The organism is Amycolatopsis sp. NPDC114478, from assembly GCF_055633805.1.
In genome coordinates this window covers 67,231-85,419 of record NZ_JBVKDO010000034.1, presented here as the reverse complement: position 1 = coordinate 85,419, position 18,189 = coordinate 67,231, and the positions used below count along the sequence as shown (strand labels likewise).

Genomic DNA, 18,189 nt, shown 5'->3' with positions numbered 1-18,189 from the left:
GTTCACTAGCACACTGTTGAGTTCTCAAGCAACACACCCCGAGTCGCGCCGCCGTCAAGCGGCCTTACTCGAAGCGAGTTATTTCTAGCAGTTTTGGTGGGCCACCCACTCAATCGCTTCTGCGAGAGCTTGGTTCGTGTCCCTGCCGCTCGGTTTCCCTGGCGACTTGGAGAACTTTACATGCCCCGAAAGGGCCCGAAACAGGGGGGTCCCCAAACAAGATCAGCGCAGGTCAGACCCCACGACGAAGCCCGTCTGCGGCCCAGTCTGCACCCCCCGGCCCGGGAGCGCCAGCGAAAGAACATTGCTCCGACTACATTGCGCCGTATTGCTCCGCGCCAGTGCCCCGCTTAACGTCGGCCGCATGCACCTCGCCCACGACGACCTCGGCCCGCGGAACGGGCAGCCGGTCCTGCTGGTCCACGGCCATCCCTTCGACCGCTCCATGTGGCGTCCCCAGGCCGACTACCTGGCCGAGCGCGGCTACCGGGCGGTGACACCCGACCTCCGCGGCTACGGCGACTCGAACACCGAGGACACCGAGGACGCCAAGACCGGCCTCGACGTCTTCGCGAAGGACCTCATAGAGCTGGCCGACCACCTGGGGCTGGCGAGCTTCGTCCTCGGCGGCCTCTCCATGGGCGGCCAGATCGTCATGCAGCTGGCGAAAGACCACCCGGAACGGGTGCAGGCCCTCCTCCTGGCCGACACCTTCCCCGGCCTCGACACGCCGGAGGCGAAGCAAGCCCGCTACGACACCGCCGCGAGGATCACCGAGGAGGGCATGGAGACGTACGCCGACGAGCTCCTCCCCAAGATGATCTCGAAGCAGACCCGCGCGAGCAGGCCCGACGTCGAAGCCCACGTCCGGCGCATGATGCGCAACGCGCCGAAAGACGGAGCGGCGGCCGCGTTGCGGGGACGCGCCGAGCGCCCCGACTACACGCCCACCCTCAAGCACATCGACGTCCCGACCCTGGTCGTCGTCGGCAGCGAGGACGAGTTCACGCCGGTCGCCGACGCCGAGCTCATCCACCGGGAAGTGGCGACTTCGACCCTGGTGGTGATCGAGGGCGCGGGCCACCTGCCTAACCTGGAGCGCGAGACCGAGTTCGACGACGCCCTCAGTGCGTTCCTGACCGGAATAAGGTTCACCCCATGACTCAGCAGACCGTGTTCGTGACCGGCGCCAGCGCCGGCTTCGGCGACGCCATCGCGCGCCGGTTCGTCGCCGAGGGCGCCCGCGTGATCGCCGTCGCCCGCAGTGAGGACAAGCTCGAGAAGCTGGCCGGCGAGCTCGGCGACGCCGTCCTCCCGGTCACGCTCGACGTCAGCGACCCCGAAGCGGTCAAGACCACCGTCGAAAACCTCCCCGAGGACTGGCGGGAGGTCGACGTCCTGGTCAACAACGCCGGCCTGGCCAAGGGTCTCGAGCCCGCGCACAAGGCCGAGCTCGACGACTGGGACCAGATGATCGCGACCAACGTCCGCGGCCTCGTCCACGTCACGCGCGCCCTGCTGCCCGGCATGGTCGAGCGCGGCCGCGGCCACGTGATCAACATCGGCTCGATCGCCGGCACCTACCCCTACCCCGGCGGCAACGTCTACGGCGCGACCAAGGCGTTCGTCCACCAGTTCAGCCTCAACCTGCGCAGCGACCTGCACGGCACCGGCGTCCGGGTGACGAACGTCGAGCCCGGCATGGTCGGCGGCACGGACTTCTCGAAGGTCCGCTTCGACGGCGACGCCGCCAAGGCCGACAAGGTCTACGAGGGCACGACCCCGCTGACCGCGGACGACGTCGCCGAGTCCGTCCACTGGGCGGCGAGCCGGCCGAAGCACGTGAACATCAACGTCATCGAGCTGATGCCGGTCGTGCAAAGTTTTTCCCCGTTGCAGATCTTCCGCGACAACTCTTGACCACCCGCGCCGGGACCGGCAGCATCGGGTCACCGCCGTCGTTCGAAAGCACGTCCGAACTTCGGAGGTACCCATGGATTCCCTGTCCCGGCGCACGGTTCTCGCCGGCCTCGGCGCCCTCGCCGCCGTCCCGCTCATCGGCACCACCGCCACCGCGGCCCCGGAAAGCGTCCTCTGGGACGGCGACCCGGCGCGCGGCACCGCGGTGTTCGACGGGATCGAGCAGGAGCCCGGCAGCATCACGGTCGTCAACGACGCGACGTACGGCAAGTGCTTCCGGTACGAGACCTGGGACAACGCCGACGGCACCAAGGAACGCTGCGAGAGCCGCGGCCTCCGGCTGCCGGACGGCAGCGTCTACCGGCCCGGCGCCGGCACGCTCGGCCAGGTCCAGTACCTCGGCTGGCGGGCGAACTGGAACGTGAACCCCAAAGCCGGCAAGTGGATCGCGGTCTACCAGTTCCACATCTCCGGGGAAAGCAGCTCGCAAGCCCAGTCCGGGCCGTTCGTGCTGCGCACGCTCGGCGACGGCAAGCTGTACTTCCAGCTGACCGGGCCGAGCGGCGCGAACCAGCACATCTGGTCGGCCACGTTCCCGGTGAACACCTGGAGCAGGTTCGCCATCGGCTACAAGATGTCGAGGGGCACCGACGGCTGGTGCGAGTTCTACTACAACGGCAAGCAGCAGACGTTCTCGAACGGCCAGACCCGCTACCCGGGCCCGACGCTGTGGGGCGACCACGTCAACCACAAGTGGGGCGTCTACCGCTCCGGCGGCAACAGCGGCCACGCGACGGCCCTGCTCAACCACGCGAAACTCGGCAGCACCTACGCCGACGTCGCCGTCTGACCCAGTCCGAAGAGTTCGAGGAGCGCCTGCTGCTCCGGGTCCAGCTCGGTCAGCAGGCGCTTCGTCCGCGGGCGCCCGCCGGTGGACGGGTAGCGCAGCACCAGCTCGCCGATGCCCGCCAGCTGGTCGAGCAGTTCCCGGACGGACAGGTTCATCCCCGCCCGGTCGGCCTCGCGCCGCATCAGGTGGGTGACGGTCGCGGCGAGCACCGAGACCAGGCCGTGCGCGCCGATCCGCTGCCGCGTCCACTCCCAGCGCGGGGTCGGCCCGGTGACGGCGGGGCCGGTGAGCCAGCGGAACGTCGATTCCAGGTGGGTGCGCGCGCGGTAGGCCGTGACGACGTCGCCGATCGGCCAGTCCCGGTCCGTGACCAGCACCTGCTTGCCGAAGAACTCCTCGTCCAGCCGGGCCAGGGCGGCAGAATCGATCCGCCGTTCCAGCCGGATCTCCCCCGGCCGGCTGCCGCTCAGCACCGCGGTGAGCACGCGCTCGATGCGCCGGCCGCGCGTCACCCGGCCCAGCTCGGCGTGCACCTGGGCGCGGTCGCCGCGGTGGGTGCCCGCGGCGAGGGCCTCGGCCAGGCCGTCCAGCTCGCGGGTCGCGGTGGCGAGCTCGTCGGCGAACGCGCGGGACTGCGCCGCGTGCAGCGTCGCCGAGTGCGTCAGGATCACCCGCCGCCGGACGCCGTCGACCACCGCGTGCGTGTCCAGCGCCGTCAGGCCGGCGAACCGCTCAGGGTCGACGCGCTTGCGGGCCGACGCGGGCTGGGTCAGCAGCTCGGGGTGGTCGGTCAGCGGCAGCGACCCGACGAACCCGCTGCGTGAGCCGAGGTCCAGCTGGGCCGCCTGGCCGGAGTGGAAGACGAGTGTCGCCGGCCCCAGCCCCGCCATGAGCGAAGCGAACGTCGGTGCCGTGCCGTCATCGCGCCGGTACAGCCGCGACGCCAGCGGGATGGCGCCGTCGCGCGTCACCCGCAGGCCGGCTCCGGCGAGGACGCCCTGGCACGCCGAGGGCAGCGTGCAGTCCGCCGGGGCGAACGCGGCGAACTGGGGGACGTCGACGGCGAGCGCCGCGTGGTCGTCGAGCGTCTCGAGCACCGCGGCGGCGACGGTGTCCTCGATGCCCGTGATGCGTTCCGGCGTAAGGCGTTCCAGCGCTTTCCAGATACCGTCCACTGTGGACAGGCGCGGCCGGACGAGGTCGGCGGCCGGCCCGGAAGCCCACCACTCGGCCAGCGACGTGCCGGGCGCCGTCGCCCGGTGCAGCACCGCGACCGCGAGGGTCAGCCCCAGCGACGGCTTGGCGCGCACGACGTCGTCGACGCGGCGGACGAAGTCCAAGCGCGAGAGCGTCGACCACACCGCGGCGACGTCGCCGAAGGCCCGGTACGACGTCGACGCGGGCTCGCCGCCCGGGACGGCGCGGGCGATCTCCTCGGCCGTCCCGAGGTAACGCTGGGTGACCACCCGGGGCTTGCCGTCGACCCGGCCGGACTCCGCCAGGTAGTAGTACGTCCGTCCGCCGATCTTCTTCCCGACCACCGATGCCACCCTTTAGGTAATACACGTCGAGCAGCTGATCGACAACCACGGCACCGCGGTGACCTGCGACGACGATCACGTCCGGGTGGAACCGCAGCCGGGTGCGCAACACGCACTGGCTGGTCGCGTGAGGACGGTCCTAGCGTGGTTGGAATGGGACCCGAACCCGACGCCACCGCCCCGACCGCCTCCGCGATGCGCCGCGCGCTCGCCCGGGCGCGTGACGGGAAGACACTGGACGTCACCGAAGCGGCCGTCCTGCTGCACGCCCGCGGCGACGACCTCACCACGCTCTCCGAGTACGCCTCCCGCATCCGCGACGCCGGCCTGGCCGAGGCCGGACGCGCCGGGATCATCACCTACAGCCGCAAGGTGTTCATCCCGTTGACCCGGCTGTGCCGCGACCGCTGCGGCTACTGCACGTTCGTCACCGTGCCGGGCCGGCTCGAATCGCCGTTCCTGTCCCCGGACGAGGTCCTCGACATCGCCCGCAAGGGTGCCGAGATGGGCTGCAAGGAGGCCCTCTTCACCCTCGGCGACCGGCCCGAGGACCGCTGGAAGGCCGCCCGCGACTGGTTGGACGCCCACGGCTACGACGACACGCTCTCCTACGTCCGCGCGATGGCCATTCGCGTGCTCGAGGAGACCGGCCTGCTGCCGCACCTCAACCCGGGCGTGCTGACCTGGCAGGACTTCCAGCGGCTCAAGCCGGTCGCGCCGTCGATGGGCATGATGCTGGAGACCACCGCGACCCGCCTGTGGAGCGAGAAGGGCGGCCCGCACTACGGGTCACCCGACAAGGACCCGGCCGTGCGGCTCCGCGTGCTCGAAGACGCCGGACGCAGCTCGGTCCCGTTCACCACCGGTGTCCTCATCGGCATCGGTGAGACGTTCGAGGAGCGCGCGGACGCGCTGTTCGAGATCCGCAAGATCGCCAAGACCTACGGCGGCATCCAGGAAGTCATCGTGCAGAACTTCCGGGCCAAGCCGGACACGAAGATGCGCGCGACCCCGGACGCCGACCTCGAAGAGCTGGCCGCGAACATCGCCGTCGCGCGGCTGGTGCTCGGCCCGAAGATGCGCATCCAGGCGCCGCCGAACCTCATCGGCAGCCAGTACGACCTGATGATCCGCGCGGGCATCGACGACTGGGGCGGCGTCTCGCCGCTGACTCCGGACCACGTCAACCCGGAACGCGCGTGGCCGCAGATCGACGAGCTCGCCCGCCGCACCGAGAAGGCCGGCTTCGAGCTCAAGGAACGGCTCACCATCTACCCGGAGTACGTCAAGGCCGGCGAGCCGTGGCTGGACCCGCGGATCACGCGGCACGTCGCGGCGCTCGTCGACTACGACACCGGGATGGCCCGCGAAGACGCGATGCCGGTCGGCATCCCGTGGCAGGAGCCGGACGGCGGTTGGCAGGAGTCCGGCCGCACCGACCTGCACACCGAGATCGACACCAGCGGCCGCACCGAGGACCGGCGAAGCGACTTCGACTCCGTGTACGGCGACTGGAAGGAGATCGGCGACCGGATCAAGACCGGGCCGCAGAAGTTCGACACGGACATCCTGGAAGCGTTGCGCAGCGCGGAAAAGGACCCGGCCGGGCTGTCCGACGACGCCGCGCTGGCGTTGCTCCACGCCGACGGTAAGGAGCTGGACGCGTTCACGCGGCTCGCCGATGATCTGCGCCGCGAGACCGTCGGTGACGACATCACGTTCGTCGTCACGCGGAACATCAACTTCACCAACGTCTGCTACACGGGTTGCCGCTTCTGCGCCTTCGCCCAGCGTCGCACCGACGCCGACGCGTACACGCTCTCGCTGGAGCAGGTCGGCGACCGCGTCGACGAGGCGTGGGCCGCGGGCGCGACCGAGATCTGCATGCAGGGCGGCATCCACCCGGACCTGCCGGGCACTGCGTACTTCGACCTCGCGGCCGAGGTCAAGCGCCGGCAGCCGGAGATCCACCTGCACTCCTACAGCCCGATGGAGGTCGTGAACGGCGCTTCGCGGACCAACCTGTCCCTTCGCGACTGGCTCATCAAAGCCAAGGAAGCCGGCGTCGACTCGCTGCCCGGCACGGCGGCGGAGATCCTCGACGACGACGTCCGCTGGGTGCTCACCAAGGGCAAGCTGCCGACGTCGGAGTGGATCAAGGTCGTGACGACCGCGCACGAGGTCGGGCTGCCGACGACGTCGACGATGATGTACGGCCACGTCGACACGCCGGCGCACTGGGTCGCGCACCTGAAGCTGCTCGCGCGGCTGCAGCGCGAGGGCCTGGAGAAGCACGGGCGACGCGGGTTCAGCGAGTTCGTGCTGCTGCCGTTCATCCACCAGAGCTCCCCGATCTACCTCGCCGGGCTGGCCCGCGCGGGAGCGACCGTGCGCGAGAACCGGGCGGTGCACGCGCTGTCCCGGCTGCTGCTGCACGGCATGATCGACAACATCCAGAGCTCCTGGGTGAAGCTCGGCGTGGAAGGCAGCCGCGCGGTGCTGCAGGGCGGCGTCAACGACATCGGCGGGACGCTGATGGAGGAGACGATCAGCCGGATGGCGGGCGCGTCCAACGGGTCGTACAAGACGATCAGCGACATGCGCGAGATGGTCGAACCGCTGGGCCGCCCGCTGGTTCAGCGCACCACGGGGTACGGCCGGCCGTCGGCCGAGCGCGTCGCCGCCGCGGAGGCGTCGGACGGCGTCGCGACGGCGGTGCGCAAGCCGCTGCTTCCTTTGTTGACGCCGTGAGGTGGGGCGGGCGCCTTCCGGGGCGCCCGCTCAATCCGGGACGCGGCGATCGGCCGCTGACGACCCTGTGTCACCGCTCACAAACCGACGGTTGGCCAGCGGGGGTCTGTGCTACCTCTGTTTCTTCCGATGCCGGAAGGGACCTCGATGAGCACCTCCGTAGCGCCGCTGGAAATGGTCGATACCGACCGCTACCCGCTCACCGATCCGGACAGTCCCGCGTGGCGCGAGACCGTCGGGCGCACCCGGGCCGACCTGGCCGACGTCGGGTGCAGCGTGCTCGCCGACTTCATCCGGCCCGGGCTGCAGGAAGCGCTCCGCGCGGAATGCGCCGCGCTCGAGCCGCACGCCTACACGAAGATCGAGAAGGTCAACGCCTACAACACGGCGATCGGCGAGCCGCTGCCCGAGGACCACCCGGGCCGCACGATCATGGAGCGCGGCAACGCCTTCGTCGCGCGGGACCGCATCCCCGCGTCGTCGATCATCGCGCGGCTCTACACCAGCCCGTTGTTCCAGCGGTTCGTCGCCGACTGCTTCGGCCTGCCGGAGCTGCACGAGCTGGCCGACCCGCTGTCCGGGCTGACGCTCAACGTGATCGCGCCCGGCCGCGCGCACCCGTGGCACTTCGACACGAACTCCTACACCGTGAGCATGCTGACGCAGGCCGCCGAGGCCGGCGGGGCCTTCGAGTACTGCCCGGGCATCCGGTCCGCGGTGGACGAGAACTTCGCCGCCGTGCGGTCGGTGCTGACGGGCGACGGCACCCATCCGGTCCAGCGGCTCGGCCTCCGTCCGGGGGATCTACAGCTCTTTCAAGGGCGCTTCGCCTTGCACCGGGTCAGTACGGTGGAGGGTGCGATCGCGCGGCATTCCGCGATCTTCGCCTACAGCGAGCGCCCGGGGGTCGTCGGCAGCGCGGAGCGGACCAGGCAGCTTTTCGGCCGGGTCCTGCCGGTACACCTGGCCGAGCGCACCGACCGCGGCGACGAACTGCTCGACTAGATCAGGAGCCTGGCCCGTGCCTTTCGACTCGACCGGCAAGATCTCGTTCGACCACATCTACACCGCGCCCGACCCGCGGCCGTTCTTCGGCACGCTGCGCCGCGTCGGCTACGAAATCCCGCAGCTGGCGAAGCCGTACTTCGCCCGGCTGATCGGCGAACACCCCGCCGAGCGCCCGACTGTGCTCGACGTCGGCTGCTCGTACGGCGTCAACGCCGCGCTCCGGCGCTGCGACGCCACCATGGACGACCTCTACGCCCACTACACCGCCCCAGACGTGCGGGCGTTGAGCCACGCGGGGCTGATCGAGGCCGACCGGGCGCGCGTCGTCGACCCGGGCGGGGCGAAGTTCTACGGCTTGGACGCGTCGGCGCCGGCCCTCGAGTACGCGCTTTCCGCCGGGTTCCTCGACGAGGCGATCCACGCCGACTTCGAGCGCGACGACCCGGACAGCACCCAGCGCAAGCTCCTGGACGACGTCGACCTGGTGGTCTCGACCGGCTGCGTCGGCTACGTCACCGAGAAGACGATCTCCCGGATCGCGCGCGGCTCGCGGCCGTGGATGGCGCACTTCGTGCTGCGGATGTTCTCCTACGAGCCGGTCGCCGACAGCCTGGCCGGGCTGGGCTACGACACCGCGCCCGTGGAAGGTGTCTTCCGGCAGCGGCGGTTCGCCTCCGCCGAGGAGCAGACCCAGATCCTGGACACGCTCGAGGCCGCCGGGGTCGACCCGACGGGGCTCGAATCCGATGGCTGGCTCTACGCGCAGCTGTATGTTTCCCGTCCTGAGAGCGCGGCCGATCTGGCGGCCGTGCTGGGCAACTTCGACGAAGAAGGATGACCGTGAGCAGTCCGGAATGGTCCACCCGCACCTTCGGCAACGAGGACCGGCTCCCCCGCGTCCCCGTCCCCACGCTGGAGGACAGCGGCCGCCGCTTCCTCGAGTGGTGCGCCCCGCTGCTGACGCCGAAGGAGCTGGAGGAGACCGAAGCCGCCGTCGCGGAGTTCCTGGCGCCGGAAAGTCCCGCGCACGAGCTGCAGGCCGCGCTCGAGGAGTACGACCGCTCGCCCGGCGTGCGCAGCTGGCTCGACACGTTCTGGCCGTACCGCTACCTCGGCCGCCGCGACCGGATCGCGCTCAACGCCAACTTCTTCTTCCTGTTCCAGGACTCCCCGCTCGGCCAGGTCGAGCGCGCGGCCGAGCTGACCGCGTCCGCGGTGGACTACAAGCTGAAGCTCGACGACGAACTCGTGCCGCCGGTGCTCCTGCGCGGCACACCGCAGTCGATGGTGCAGCACAAGTACCTCTTCTCGGCCACGCGGATCCCGGGCGAGCTGCTGGACACCGCGCGCACGCGGTTTCCGTCGCCCGAGCGGCACATCGTCGTGTTCTCGAAGGGCACGCCGTTCCGGCTGGACGTCCTCGCCGAGGACGGGCGCCCGTATTCGCCGGCGCAGCTGGCCGACGGGCTGCGCGCGATCCTGAAGGACGACCACGTCACCGACGTTCCGGCCGGTCCTTTCACGACGAAAGCCCGCGCGGAGTGGGCGGCTTCGAGGGCCGCGCTCCTCGAAGCCGGCAACGCCGCCGCGCTGGAGACCATCGAGACCGCGCTGTTCTGCCTGTGCCTGGACGACTTCACGCCGGCGGACGCCCTGGAAGCGGGCGATCGGCTGCTGCACGGCGACAACCGCTGGTACGACAAGGCGGTGTCGCTGATCGTGTTCGAGGACGGCACCGCGGGGATCAACGTCGAGCACTGCGAACTCGACGGCACCACGATCCTCGGCTTCACGGACGCGTTGTTGAGCGGTTCGCGCGAGGAACGCGAGCCGGCTGACGGCGTCCCCGGCTACGAAGTCGTCGAGTTCACGCTGACCGACGCCCTCCGCGAAGACGCGCGCGCCGCCCGAGAAGCCTTCAAGGCCTACGCGGACGCGACGGCGACGCAGACCGTGTCGTTCGACGTCGGCGCCAACCGCGCGAAGGAGCTCGGGATGTCCCCGGACGCCTTCGCGCAGATGTCCTACCAGCTCGCGCATCGCCGCGCGAAGGGCCTGACCGGCGCCACGTACGAGTCGATCGCGACGCGGCAGTTCCAGAACGGCCGGACCGAAGCCATGCGGGTCGTGACGCCCGAGGTCGTGCGCTTCGCCGACGTCATGACCTCCGACGCCTCTCGCGAAGAAAAGCGTGCCGCGTTCCGTGCCGCGGCGGCGAAGCACGTTTCGCGGGCGAAGGAGTGTCAGGCCGGGGACGCGCCGGAGCAGCACCTGTGGGAGCTGCAGCTGATCGGGAAACGCCGCGGGAACGCCGCGGACCTGGCGCTGTACTCCTCGCCGGGCTGGCTGAAGTCGCGCGACGACTACCTGAGCACCAGCTCGGCGCCGTCGGTCAACATCCAGTACTTCGGGTTCGGCTCGACGAGCCCGCAGTGCATCGGCATCGCGTACGTCCTGCTGCCGGACCGCTGGAACATCTACCTCAGCACGCCGAAGCACGTGTCGGCCGAGATGTACCGCTTCGCCGACGAACTCGCCGTCGCGGTGCGGGAGCTGCAGGAGCTACTGGCCGAGTAGGCGGCGCAACCAGGTCAGCCGGGCGGCGCGCGCCGCCCGGCTGAGCCGCGCTTCCGGCGCCAGCGAGTCGAAGCCGTGGAAGCCGCCCGGCCACACGTGCAGTTCCGCCTCGCCGCCCGCCTGCCAGATCCGGCTCGCGTAGGCGACGACCTCGTCGCGGAACGTCTCGGCCGTGCCGACGTCCAGGAACGCCGGCGGCAGGCCCGAAAGATCCTCCGCGCGGGCCGCGGCCGCGTACGCCGGGACGTCGTCGAGGCCGCCCAGGTAGGCCGTCCAGCCGACGTTGTTGGCCGTGCGGTCCCACAGCCCGCGGCCGTCGAGGTCGACCGCCGACGGGGTGTCGTTGCGGTCGTCGAGCATCGGGCAGAGCAGTAGCTGCCCGGCGAGGGACGGCCCGCCGCGGTCGCGGGCCAGCAACGCGGTCGCCGCCGCGAGCCCGCCGCCGGCGCTGATCCCGCCGAGCACGAGCGGGCCGGCGAACCGCTCGGCCGTCCACCGCAGTCCCGCGTAGCAGTCCTCGACCGGCGCCGGGTACGGGTGCTCGGGCGCGAGCCGGTAGCCGGGCGAGACGATCGTCAGGTTCAGCTCGCCCGCCCACGCCAGCAGGTTCGGCACGTCGGCGCCGAGATGGCTGCCGACGATCGTGCCGCCGCCGTGCACGTAGTACAGGACGCCCGCGCTCGATTCCGGCGTCATGACCAGCAGCGGGACGTCGCCCGCGTATTCTTCGGCGACTTTGTATACGGGGTATGCGACGGCCAGTTCCTCGACGGTCCGGTGCTCGGCCGCGTTCAGCTCGCGCCGGCCGGGGATGTCGTCCAGGGAAGCCAGCGGCGGCCGGAGGGCGCGCAGCATCTCGACGACGGGTGCCAGCTCCGGGTCGAACGGCGGCGGCGTCACGAAGTCGGGTCCGAGACGACGAGGACCAGGGAGCCGTCGAACGTCTGCTGTTCGCGCAGCCGCCCGTAACGGCGGTCCCACGTGCCGTCGTCGAGGTCGTGCTGCAGCTCGGCGGCGAAGCGGTGGTGCACGCGGTCGTCGACGAAGCTCCACGCAGAGCACGACAGCCGCGCGCCCGGGTCGAGCAGGCGTTCCGGCCGGGCGTAGTAGGCCTCGTTGAAGCCGTCCGTGCAGTCGATCGGGATCGGCACGCCGACGATCGACGTGTGGCCGCCGAGCCCGTCGGCGATGTCGTCGACCGACGGGTAGCGCCGCGCTTCGGTTTCGATCACCTCGGGCGCGTAGTCGAGCAGCCAGAACCGCCGCAGCAGCGCGGGGTCGCAGGTCAGGATGGCGATCGGGCCGCGGGTGACCCGGCGCAGCTCCTTCAGCCCGGTCCACAGGTCGTTCCACTGGTGGACGCTGAACGTGCTCATCGCGCCCTCGAACGCCCGGTCCGGGAACGGGAGCTTCTCGGCCACCGCGTCGACCGCGGGCGGCAGATCCGCCGGGCGCTGCGCGCGCATCGACGCGGACGGCTCGACGGCGGTCACTTCGCGGTCTTCGGGTTCGTACGCACCGGCGCCCGCGCCGACGTTCAGCACGGTCCGCGCGTCGCCCAGCGCGTCGAGGATGTACTGGCCGATCCGGGGATCCGGCTTGCGGTAGTCGGTGTAGACCCCGCCGATCGCCCCGTAATCCGCGTCCCCCGCGCTGCCGTCCGCACGTCGCTGGCTCATGCCTGAAAACTATCAGCGCGCTCCGCCGTCGAGGGCGTTGCTCCGCGGGGCGCAACCGAACGTCGGGCATCCGGCGCAGTCGTCAATTCCTGTCGCAAACTTGCGTAAGTTCGTCCAACTATTGCGATTTCCTGTCCAGGATTCGTATGATCCGGATCACAGAGGTCCCCACCTGCTGCGGAAAGGCCAGTGCCGTCCATGTCTCCCAGCTCTGTGTTCAGCGCGCCCAAAATCCGTTTCGGAGCACTGGCCGCGGCCGTGCTCGCCGCCGCCGGGCTCACGATCGCCGCCGCCCCCACGGGGAATTCGGCCCTCGCGGCCGGCCGCGGTGCGAGCGTGCCCTTCGTCGAACAGGAAGCCGAAACCGCCGCGACGAACGGTTCCGTGATCGGCCCGAACCGCGCCGCGGGCACGCTCGCCGGCGAGGCGTCCGGCCGCAAAGCCGTGACGCTGTCCGGCCAGGGCCAGTACGTCGAGTTCACGCTCACGGCCCCGGCGAACTCGATCGACTTCCGCTACAGCGTCCCGGATTCCGTGAACGGGACGATCTCGCTGTACGTCGGCGGCGTCCACAACCGCGACATCCCGCTGACGTCGAAGTGGGCCTGGTACTACGGCTCGTACCCGTTCACCAACAACCCGGGTGACGGGCACGCGCACCACTTCTACGACGAGACCCGCGCGCTGCTCGGCACGTCGTACCCGGCGGGCACGAAGATCAAGCTGCAGGTCGACGCGGGCGACGTGACGCCGGCGACGATCGACCTCGCCGACTTCGAGCAGGTCGGCGCGGCGGCCACGCGCCCGGCGAACTCGGTGTCCGTCACCGACTACGGCGCGACCGCGAACGACACGACCGACGACGCTTCCGCGTTCGACTCGGCGGTCGCCGCGGCGCGCAGTCAGGGCAAGGAAGTCTGGATCCCGTCCGGGACCTTCACCCTCGGCCACCACATCACGGTCGACCAGGTGACGATCCGCGGCGCCGGACCCTGGTACTCGGTGCTCACCGGCCCGCGGGCCGGCATCTTCGGCAAGGGCGAGCCGGCGAGCTGCGGGACGTCGACGTACCCCGGCAACGCGGCCGTGCCCGGGACGAGCAGCGCGGTCAAGCTGTACGACTTCGCGATCATCGGCCAGGTCGACGCCCGCGTCGACTGCGACCAGTCCAACGCCATCGGCGGCGCGCTGGGCGGCGGCTCGGTCGTGCAGAACCTGTGGCTGCAGCACACGAAGGTCGGCCTGTGGCTCGACGGGCCGTTCGACGGCCTCACCGTGTCCGGCAACCGGATCCTCGACCAGACGGCCGACGGGCTGAACCTGCACCAGGGCATCAGCAACACCGTGGTGACGAACAACTTCCTGCGCAACACCGGTGACGACGGCCTGGCGATGTGGTCCGAGCACGACGCCGACCACAACAACACGTTCTCGTTCAACACCGTGCTGCTGCCGATCCTCGCCAACAACATCGCCGTCTACGGCGGGCACGACAACACCGTGTCCGACAACGTCGTCGCCGACAACCAGGACCAGGGCGGCGGCCTGCACATCGCGAACCGGTTCAGCGCGGTGCCGCTGTCGGGCACCACGACGGTCGCGCGCAACACCGCGATCCGCACCGGCGTGCTCGACTCGAACTGGCAGTTCGGCGTCGGCGCGCTGTGGTTCGACGGCCGCGACTCGGCGATCACCGGCCGCGTCGACGTCAGCGACCTCGACCTGCAGGACAACAACTACGAGGCCATCCAGTTCATCGACAGCGCCACCACGGACGTGCACTTCACGAACGTCCGGATCAGCGGCGCCGGCACGTTCGCCTGGCAGATCCAGGCCAAGCCGACGGGGTCGGTGCAGAACGTCGTCGCGACCGGCGTCGGCCGGGCGGGTGTCTACAACTGCATGGGGCCGGACGCGATGGCCGGCCTCGCCGACCAGGGCGGCAACTCCGGCTGGACGACGACGTACTGCGGCTCGTGGCCGTCGCCGGTGTACGGGTCGGACAACGGGGGCACCACGACCACCCCGCCGCCGACCACCACGACGACCACCCCGCCGACCGGGAACCTCGCGCTGCACAAGAACGTCAGCGCGTCGGGCTCGCAGGGCGGCTTCCCGCCGGGCAACGCGGTCGACGGGGACGCGAACTCGTACTGGGAGAGCGCGAACAACGCGTTCCCGCAGACGTTCAACGTCGACTTCGGCAGCACGGTGACCGTCTCGCGGCTGGTGCTGAAGCTGCCGCCGTCGTCGGCGTGGGGCACTCGCACCCAGACGATCTCGGTCGACGGCGTCAAAGCGGCCGCGGGCTACACGTTCGACCCGGCGACCGGCAACACCGCGACCATCACGTTCCCGGCGGCGTCGGTGCGCACCCTGCAGCTGACCTTCACCGGCAACACCGGCTGGCCCGCCGGGCAGCTGTCCGAACTCGAAGCCTATTCGTCCTGAGAGGTGATGACGATGTCCCGCATTCCCGCCTTGCTCGCCGTCGCGCTCGCCGCGTCCGGCCTGACGGTGCTGGCCTGCGGCACTCCGGCCGCAGCCGCGACCTGCCCGACCACGGCCTCCGGCGGCGCGAGCGTGCCGTTCCGGACCGTCGAAGCCGAGTGTTCCGCCACGAACGGCTCGCCGGTCGGCCCGGACTACACGCAAGGCAGCATCGCCTCGGAAGCGTCCGGGCGGCAGGCCGTGAAGATCACCACCGGCCAGTACGTCGAGTTCACGCTGCCCGCCGCGGCGAACTCGATCAACGTCCACTACAACCTGCCCGACGGCTCCTCCGGGCGGCTTTCGGTGTCCGTCAACGGGTCCACGCTCGCCCTGCCCGTGACCTCGCGCTACACCTATGTGGACACCGGCTTCATCACGGGCTCGAAGACGCACCACTTCTTCGACGACGCGCGCCTGCTGCTCGGGCAGAACCTGGCGGCGGGCGCGAAGGTCCGGGTGCAGGCGAACTCCGGTGACGTCGGCCAGGCGACCATCGACCTCGCCGACTTCGAGCAGGTCGGCGGCGCGGGTGCGCAACCGGCCAACTCCCTGTCGGTGACCGACTACGGCGCCACCCCGAACGACTCTTCGGACGACTCGCAGGCGTTCCGGAACGCGCTGTCGGCGGCGCGCTCGCAGGGTCGCGAGGTCTGGGTGCCGTCCGGGCGGTTCGAAATCGGGTCGGCACTGCAGATCGACCAGACGACGATCCGCGGCGCGGGTCAGTGGTACACCGTGCTGCACGGCAACAACATCTTCAACAACGGCAGCGCGTCCGGGAACATCAAGCTGTACGACTTCGCGGTGTTCGGCGACGTCACCGAGCGGAACGACGGCAGCCCGGACAACGCGTTCCACGGCGTGCTGGGCAGCGGCTCGGTCGTGTCGGGTCTCTGGATCCAGGACACGAAGTGCGGCCTGTGGCTGATGAACGGCGCGTCGTCGAACCTCACCATCGAGAACAACCGCATCCTCGACACCCAGGCCGACGGCGTGAACTTCGACGGCGCCGTCACGAACTCGACGTTGCGCAACAACTACCTGCGCAACAACGGTGACGACGGGCTCGCGCTGTGGTCCAACGGCCAGGCCGACTCGGGCAACTCGCTCGTCGACAACACCGTCGTGCAGCCGAACCTGGCCAACGGCATCGCGCTGTACGGCGGGTCGAACAACACCGTGAGCGGCAACCTCGTCCAGGACACCAACGCCCTCGGCGGCGGCTACCTCGTCGCGAACCGGTTCAACTCGGTGCCGTTGTCGGGCACGGTCACACTGTCGAACAACACGGCGCTGCGGGCCGGCGCGCTCGACCCGAACTGGCAGTTCGGCGTCGGCGCGCTGTGGTTCGACGCGCGGGACCAGGCGATCACCGGCGTCACGATCCGCGTCACCGGGTTCACCGCGATCCAGAGCCCGTACGAGGCGATCCAGTTCATCGACGGCAACGGCGCGGGCAAGCAGATCCAGGGCATCACCCTCGACGGCGTCTCGGTGCAGGGCGTCGGGACGTTCGTGGCGCAGTCGCAGACGCAGGGGTCGGTGTCGATCAGCAACCTGACGGCGTCCGGCGTCGGCGTGACCGGGACGTACAACTGCCCGTACCCGACGTCGATCCCGAAGATGACGTTCAGCGGGTCCGGCAACAGCGGCTGGACCGGGACCTGGAGCGACTGCTCGACGTGGCCGGCGCCGAACTCGGGCCCGCCGCAGCCGCCGACGTCCGGCAGCAACCTCGCGCGCGGCAAGGCGATCAGCGCGTCGGCGTCGCAGGGCGGCTTCCCGCCGTCGAACGCGAACGACGGCAACGCCGACACGTACTGGGAGAGCGCGAACAACGCGTTCCCGCAGACGCTGACGGTGGACCTGGGCGCGCCGGCGTCGATCAACAAGGTGACGCTGCGCCTGCCGCCGTCCTCGGCGTGGGGCGCGCGGACGCAGACGGTGACGATCTCCGGCAGCACGGACGGCGGGACGTACACGACGCTGGTGGGTTCGCGCGGCTACGCGTTCGACCCGGCTTCCGGCAACACGGCGTCGGCGTCTTTCACGGCGACGTCGCAGCGTTTCGTCCGGCTGACGTTCACCGGCAACACCGGCTGGCCCGCGGGTCAGGTGTCCGAGTTCGAAGTGGCGGCTTCGTAGCTCGGCTTTCGCCAAGCCCGTACCGGTCTACTGGACCGGTACGGGCTTGTCATACTTTTGCGCCCGGTTGCTGTAAAGTTTCACTCATGACGCGTCGTCTTGCCGAAGTCGCCCGCCAGGTCGGGGTCAGTGAAGCCACGGTCAGCCGGGTGCTCAACGGCCGGTCCGGGGTGTCGGCCAGCACCCGGGCCGCCGTGCTCACCGCGCTGGACGTGATGGGCTACGAGCGCCCCACCCAGCTGCGCGGCGAGCGGGCCCGGCTGGTCGGGCTGGTGCTGCCGGAGCTGCAGAACCCCATCTTCCCCGCGCTGGCCGAGATCATGGGCAACGCGCTCGCGCAGCAGGGGTTCACGCCCGTGCTGTGCACGCGGACGGCGGGCGGGGTGTCCGAGGCGGAGTACGTCGAGCTGCTCCTGCAGCAGCAGGTGTCGGGCGTGGTCTTCGCCGGCGGGCTGTACGCGCAGGCGGACGCGGTCCACTCGCACTACCACCACCTCGTAGAGCGGCGGCTGCCGACGGTCCTGATCAACGCGGCGGTCGAGCACCTGGGCCTGCCGCAGGTGTCGTGCGACGACGCGGTGGCCGTCGAGCAGGTCGTCGGGCACTTGAGCTCCTTGGGGCACGAGAAGATCGGGCTGGTGCTCGGGCCGTCGGACCACGTGCCGTCGCAGCGCAAGCTGGCGGCGTTCCAGGCGTACGCGGCGAAGCTGGGGTTGCCGGTCCTGGACGAGCTGGTCGAGCACGGGATGTTCTCGATCGAGGGCGGCCACGCGGCGGCGGCCCGGCTGTACCCCCGCGGCGCGACGGCGGTGCTCTGCGCGAGCGACCTGCTGGCGCTGGGAGCGGTCCGCGCGGCGCGGCGGCAGGGGCTGTCGGTGCCGGAGGACATCTCGGTGGTCGGCTACGACGACTCGGCGCTGATGAACTGCACGGACCCGCCCCTGACGACAACCCGGCAGCCGATCGAGGCCATGGGGCGGGCCGTGGTGGAGCTGCTGGTGAAGCGGATCAACGGCGGTGAAGTGGCGGCGGAGGAGCTGCTGTTCGCGCCGGAGCTGGTGGTTCGGGGGTCCACCGCCCGCCGCACCGCCTGACCGCAGGCCCCGAGGGCGCGACGACTCCGGTCGGCGCGCCCTTTTTCGTGCCCGCGGGACGCCCGGGGTGAGCGACGGGTTCGAAACCCGTCGCTCATCTTGCACTGGCGCTCGCCAGCCGTCCGCAGCCT

13 protein-coding genes are annotated in these 18,189 nt (G+C 70.5%); 10 read left to right on the top strand and 3 right to left on the bottom strand.

Features of this window, described 5'->3' with window-relative positions; all coding sequences use genetic code 11:
- The first annotated feature begins 364 nt into the window (after positions 1-364).
- The 3 genes from ACZ7OH_RS47970 (at position 365) to ACZ7OH_RS47960 (ending at position 2,770) form a co-directional block, all read left to right on the top strand.
- Positions 365-1,162, top strand: coding sequence for an alpha/beta fold hydrolase (locus ACZ7OH_RS47970; RefSeq protein WP_470287050.1), 798 nt, complete (start codon positions 365-367; stop codon positions 1,160-1,162).
- Positions 1,159-1,920, top strand: coding sequence for an SDR family oxidoreductase (locus ACZ7OH_RS47965; RefSeq protein WP_470287049.1), 762 nt, complete (start codon positions 1,159-1,161; stop codon positions 1,918-1,920). The genes ACZ7OH_RS47970 and ACZ7OH_RS47965 overlap by 4 nt, the downstream gene beginning before the upstream one ends.
- Positions 1,921-1,993: 73 nt before the next feature.
- The gene (locus tag ACZ7OH_RS47960) at positions 1,994-2,770 is read left to right on the top strand and encodes a heparin lyase I family protein (protein WP_470287048.1); all 777 of its coding nucleotides are present in this window, start codon (positions 1,994-1,996) and stop codon (positions 2,768-2,770) included.
- Here ACZ7OH_RS47960 and ACZ7OH_RS47955 read toward each other — a convergent pair.
- Positions 2,749-4,320, bottom strand: a complete 1,572-nt coding sequence (locus ACZ7OH_RS47955; protein WP_470287047.1) for an IS1634 family transposase — start codon at positions 4,318-4,320, stop codon at positions 2,749-2,751. The genes ACZ7OH_RS47960 and ACZ7OH_RS47955 overlap by 22 nt on opposite strands.
- A gap of 144 nt (positions 4,321-4,464) precedes the next feature.
- Between ACZ7OH_RS47955 and ACZ7OH_RS47950 the strand changes: the two genes are divergently transcribed.
- From ACZ7OH_RS47950 to ACZ7OH_RS47935, 4 genes are all read left to right on the top strand, one after another.
- Positions 4,465-7,062 carry a bifunctional FO biosynthesis protein CofGH gene (locus ACZ7OH_RS47950; protein WP_470287046.1) on the top strand — a complete coding sequence of 866 codons (2,598 nt, stop codon included), beginning with the start codon at positions 4,465-4,467 and terminating at the stop codon, positions 7,060-7,062.
- 147 nt (positions 7,063-7,209) lie between these two features.
- Positions 7,210-8,067 carry a HalD/BesD family halogenase gene (locus tag ACZ7OH_RS47945; RefSeq protein ID WP_470287045.1) on the top strand — a complete coding sequence of 286 codons (858 nt, stop codon included), beginning with the start codon at positions 7,210-7,212 and terminating at the stop codon, positions 8,065-8,067.
- Between the two features lie 16 nt (positions 8,068-8,083).
- Positions 8,084-8,908: a class I SAM-dependent methyltransferase gene (locus ACZ7OH_RS47940; protein ID WP_470287044.1), complete on the top strand. Its 825-nt coding sequence runs from the start codon at positions 8,084-8,086 to the stop codon at positions 8,906-8,908.
- On the top strand, positions 8,905-10,647 hold the full coding sequence (locus ACZ7OH_RS47935; RefSeq protein WP_470287043.1) for a choline/carnitine O-acyltransferase: 1,743 nt from the start codon (positions 8,905-8,907) through the stop codon (positions 10,645-10,647). Before ACZ7OH_RS47940 ends, ACZ7OH_RS47935 begins: the two co-directional genes overlap by 4 nt.
- Here ACZ7OH_RS47935 and ACZ7OH_RS47930 read toward each other — a convergent pair.
- Positions 10,633-11,547 carry an alpha/beta hydrolase fold domain-containing protein gene (locus ACZ7OH_RS47930; protein WP_470287042.1) on the bottom strand — a complete coding sequence of 305 codons (915 nt, stop codon included), beginning with the start codon at positions 11,545-11,547 and terminating at the stop codon, positions 10,633-10,635. The genes ACZ7OH_RS47935 and ACZ7OH_RS47930 overlap by 15 nt on opposite strands.
- Complete coding sequence (locus tag ACZ7OH_RS47925; protein ID WP_436388448.1) at positions 11,544-12,326, bottom strand: class I SAM-dependent methyltransferase; 783 nt, start codon at positions 12,324-12,326, stop codon at positions 11,544-11,546. The genes ACZ7OH_RS47930 and ACZ7OH_RS47925 overlap by 4 nt, the downstream gene beginning before the upstream one ends.
- Positions 12,327-12,524: 198 nt before the next feature.
- On the opposite strand from ACZ7OH_RS47925, the gene ACZ7OH_RS47920 reads away from it, so the two are divergent.
- The 3 genes from ACZ7OH_RS47920 (at position 12,525) to ACZ7OH_RS47910 (ending at position 18,058) form a co-directional block, all read left to right on the top strand.
- Positions 12,525-14,777, top strand: a complete 2,253-nt coding sequence (locus ACZ7OH_RS47920) for a galactose-binding domain-containing protein (RefSeq protein WP_470287041.1) — start codon at positions 12,525-12,527, stop codon at positions 14,775-14,777.
- Between the two features lie 6 nt (positions 14,778-14,783).
- On the top strand, positions 14,784-16,964 hold the full coding sequence (locus tag ACZ7OH_RS47915; protein WP_470287040.1) for a discoidin domain-containing protein: 2,181 nt from the start codon (positions 14,784-14,786) through the stop codon (positions 16,962-16,964).
- 86 nt (positions 16,965-17,050) lie between these two features.
- Entirely contained in the window at positions 17,051-18,058 is a 1,008-nt protein-coding gene (locus ACZ7OH_RS47910; RefSeq protein WP_086856081.1) for a LacI family DNA-binding transcriptional regulator, read from the top strand.
- The last annotated feature ends 131 nt before the right edge of the window (positions 18,059-18,189 follow it).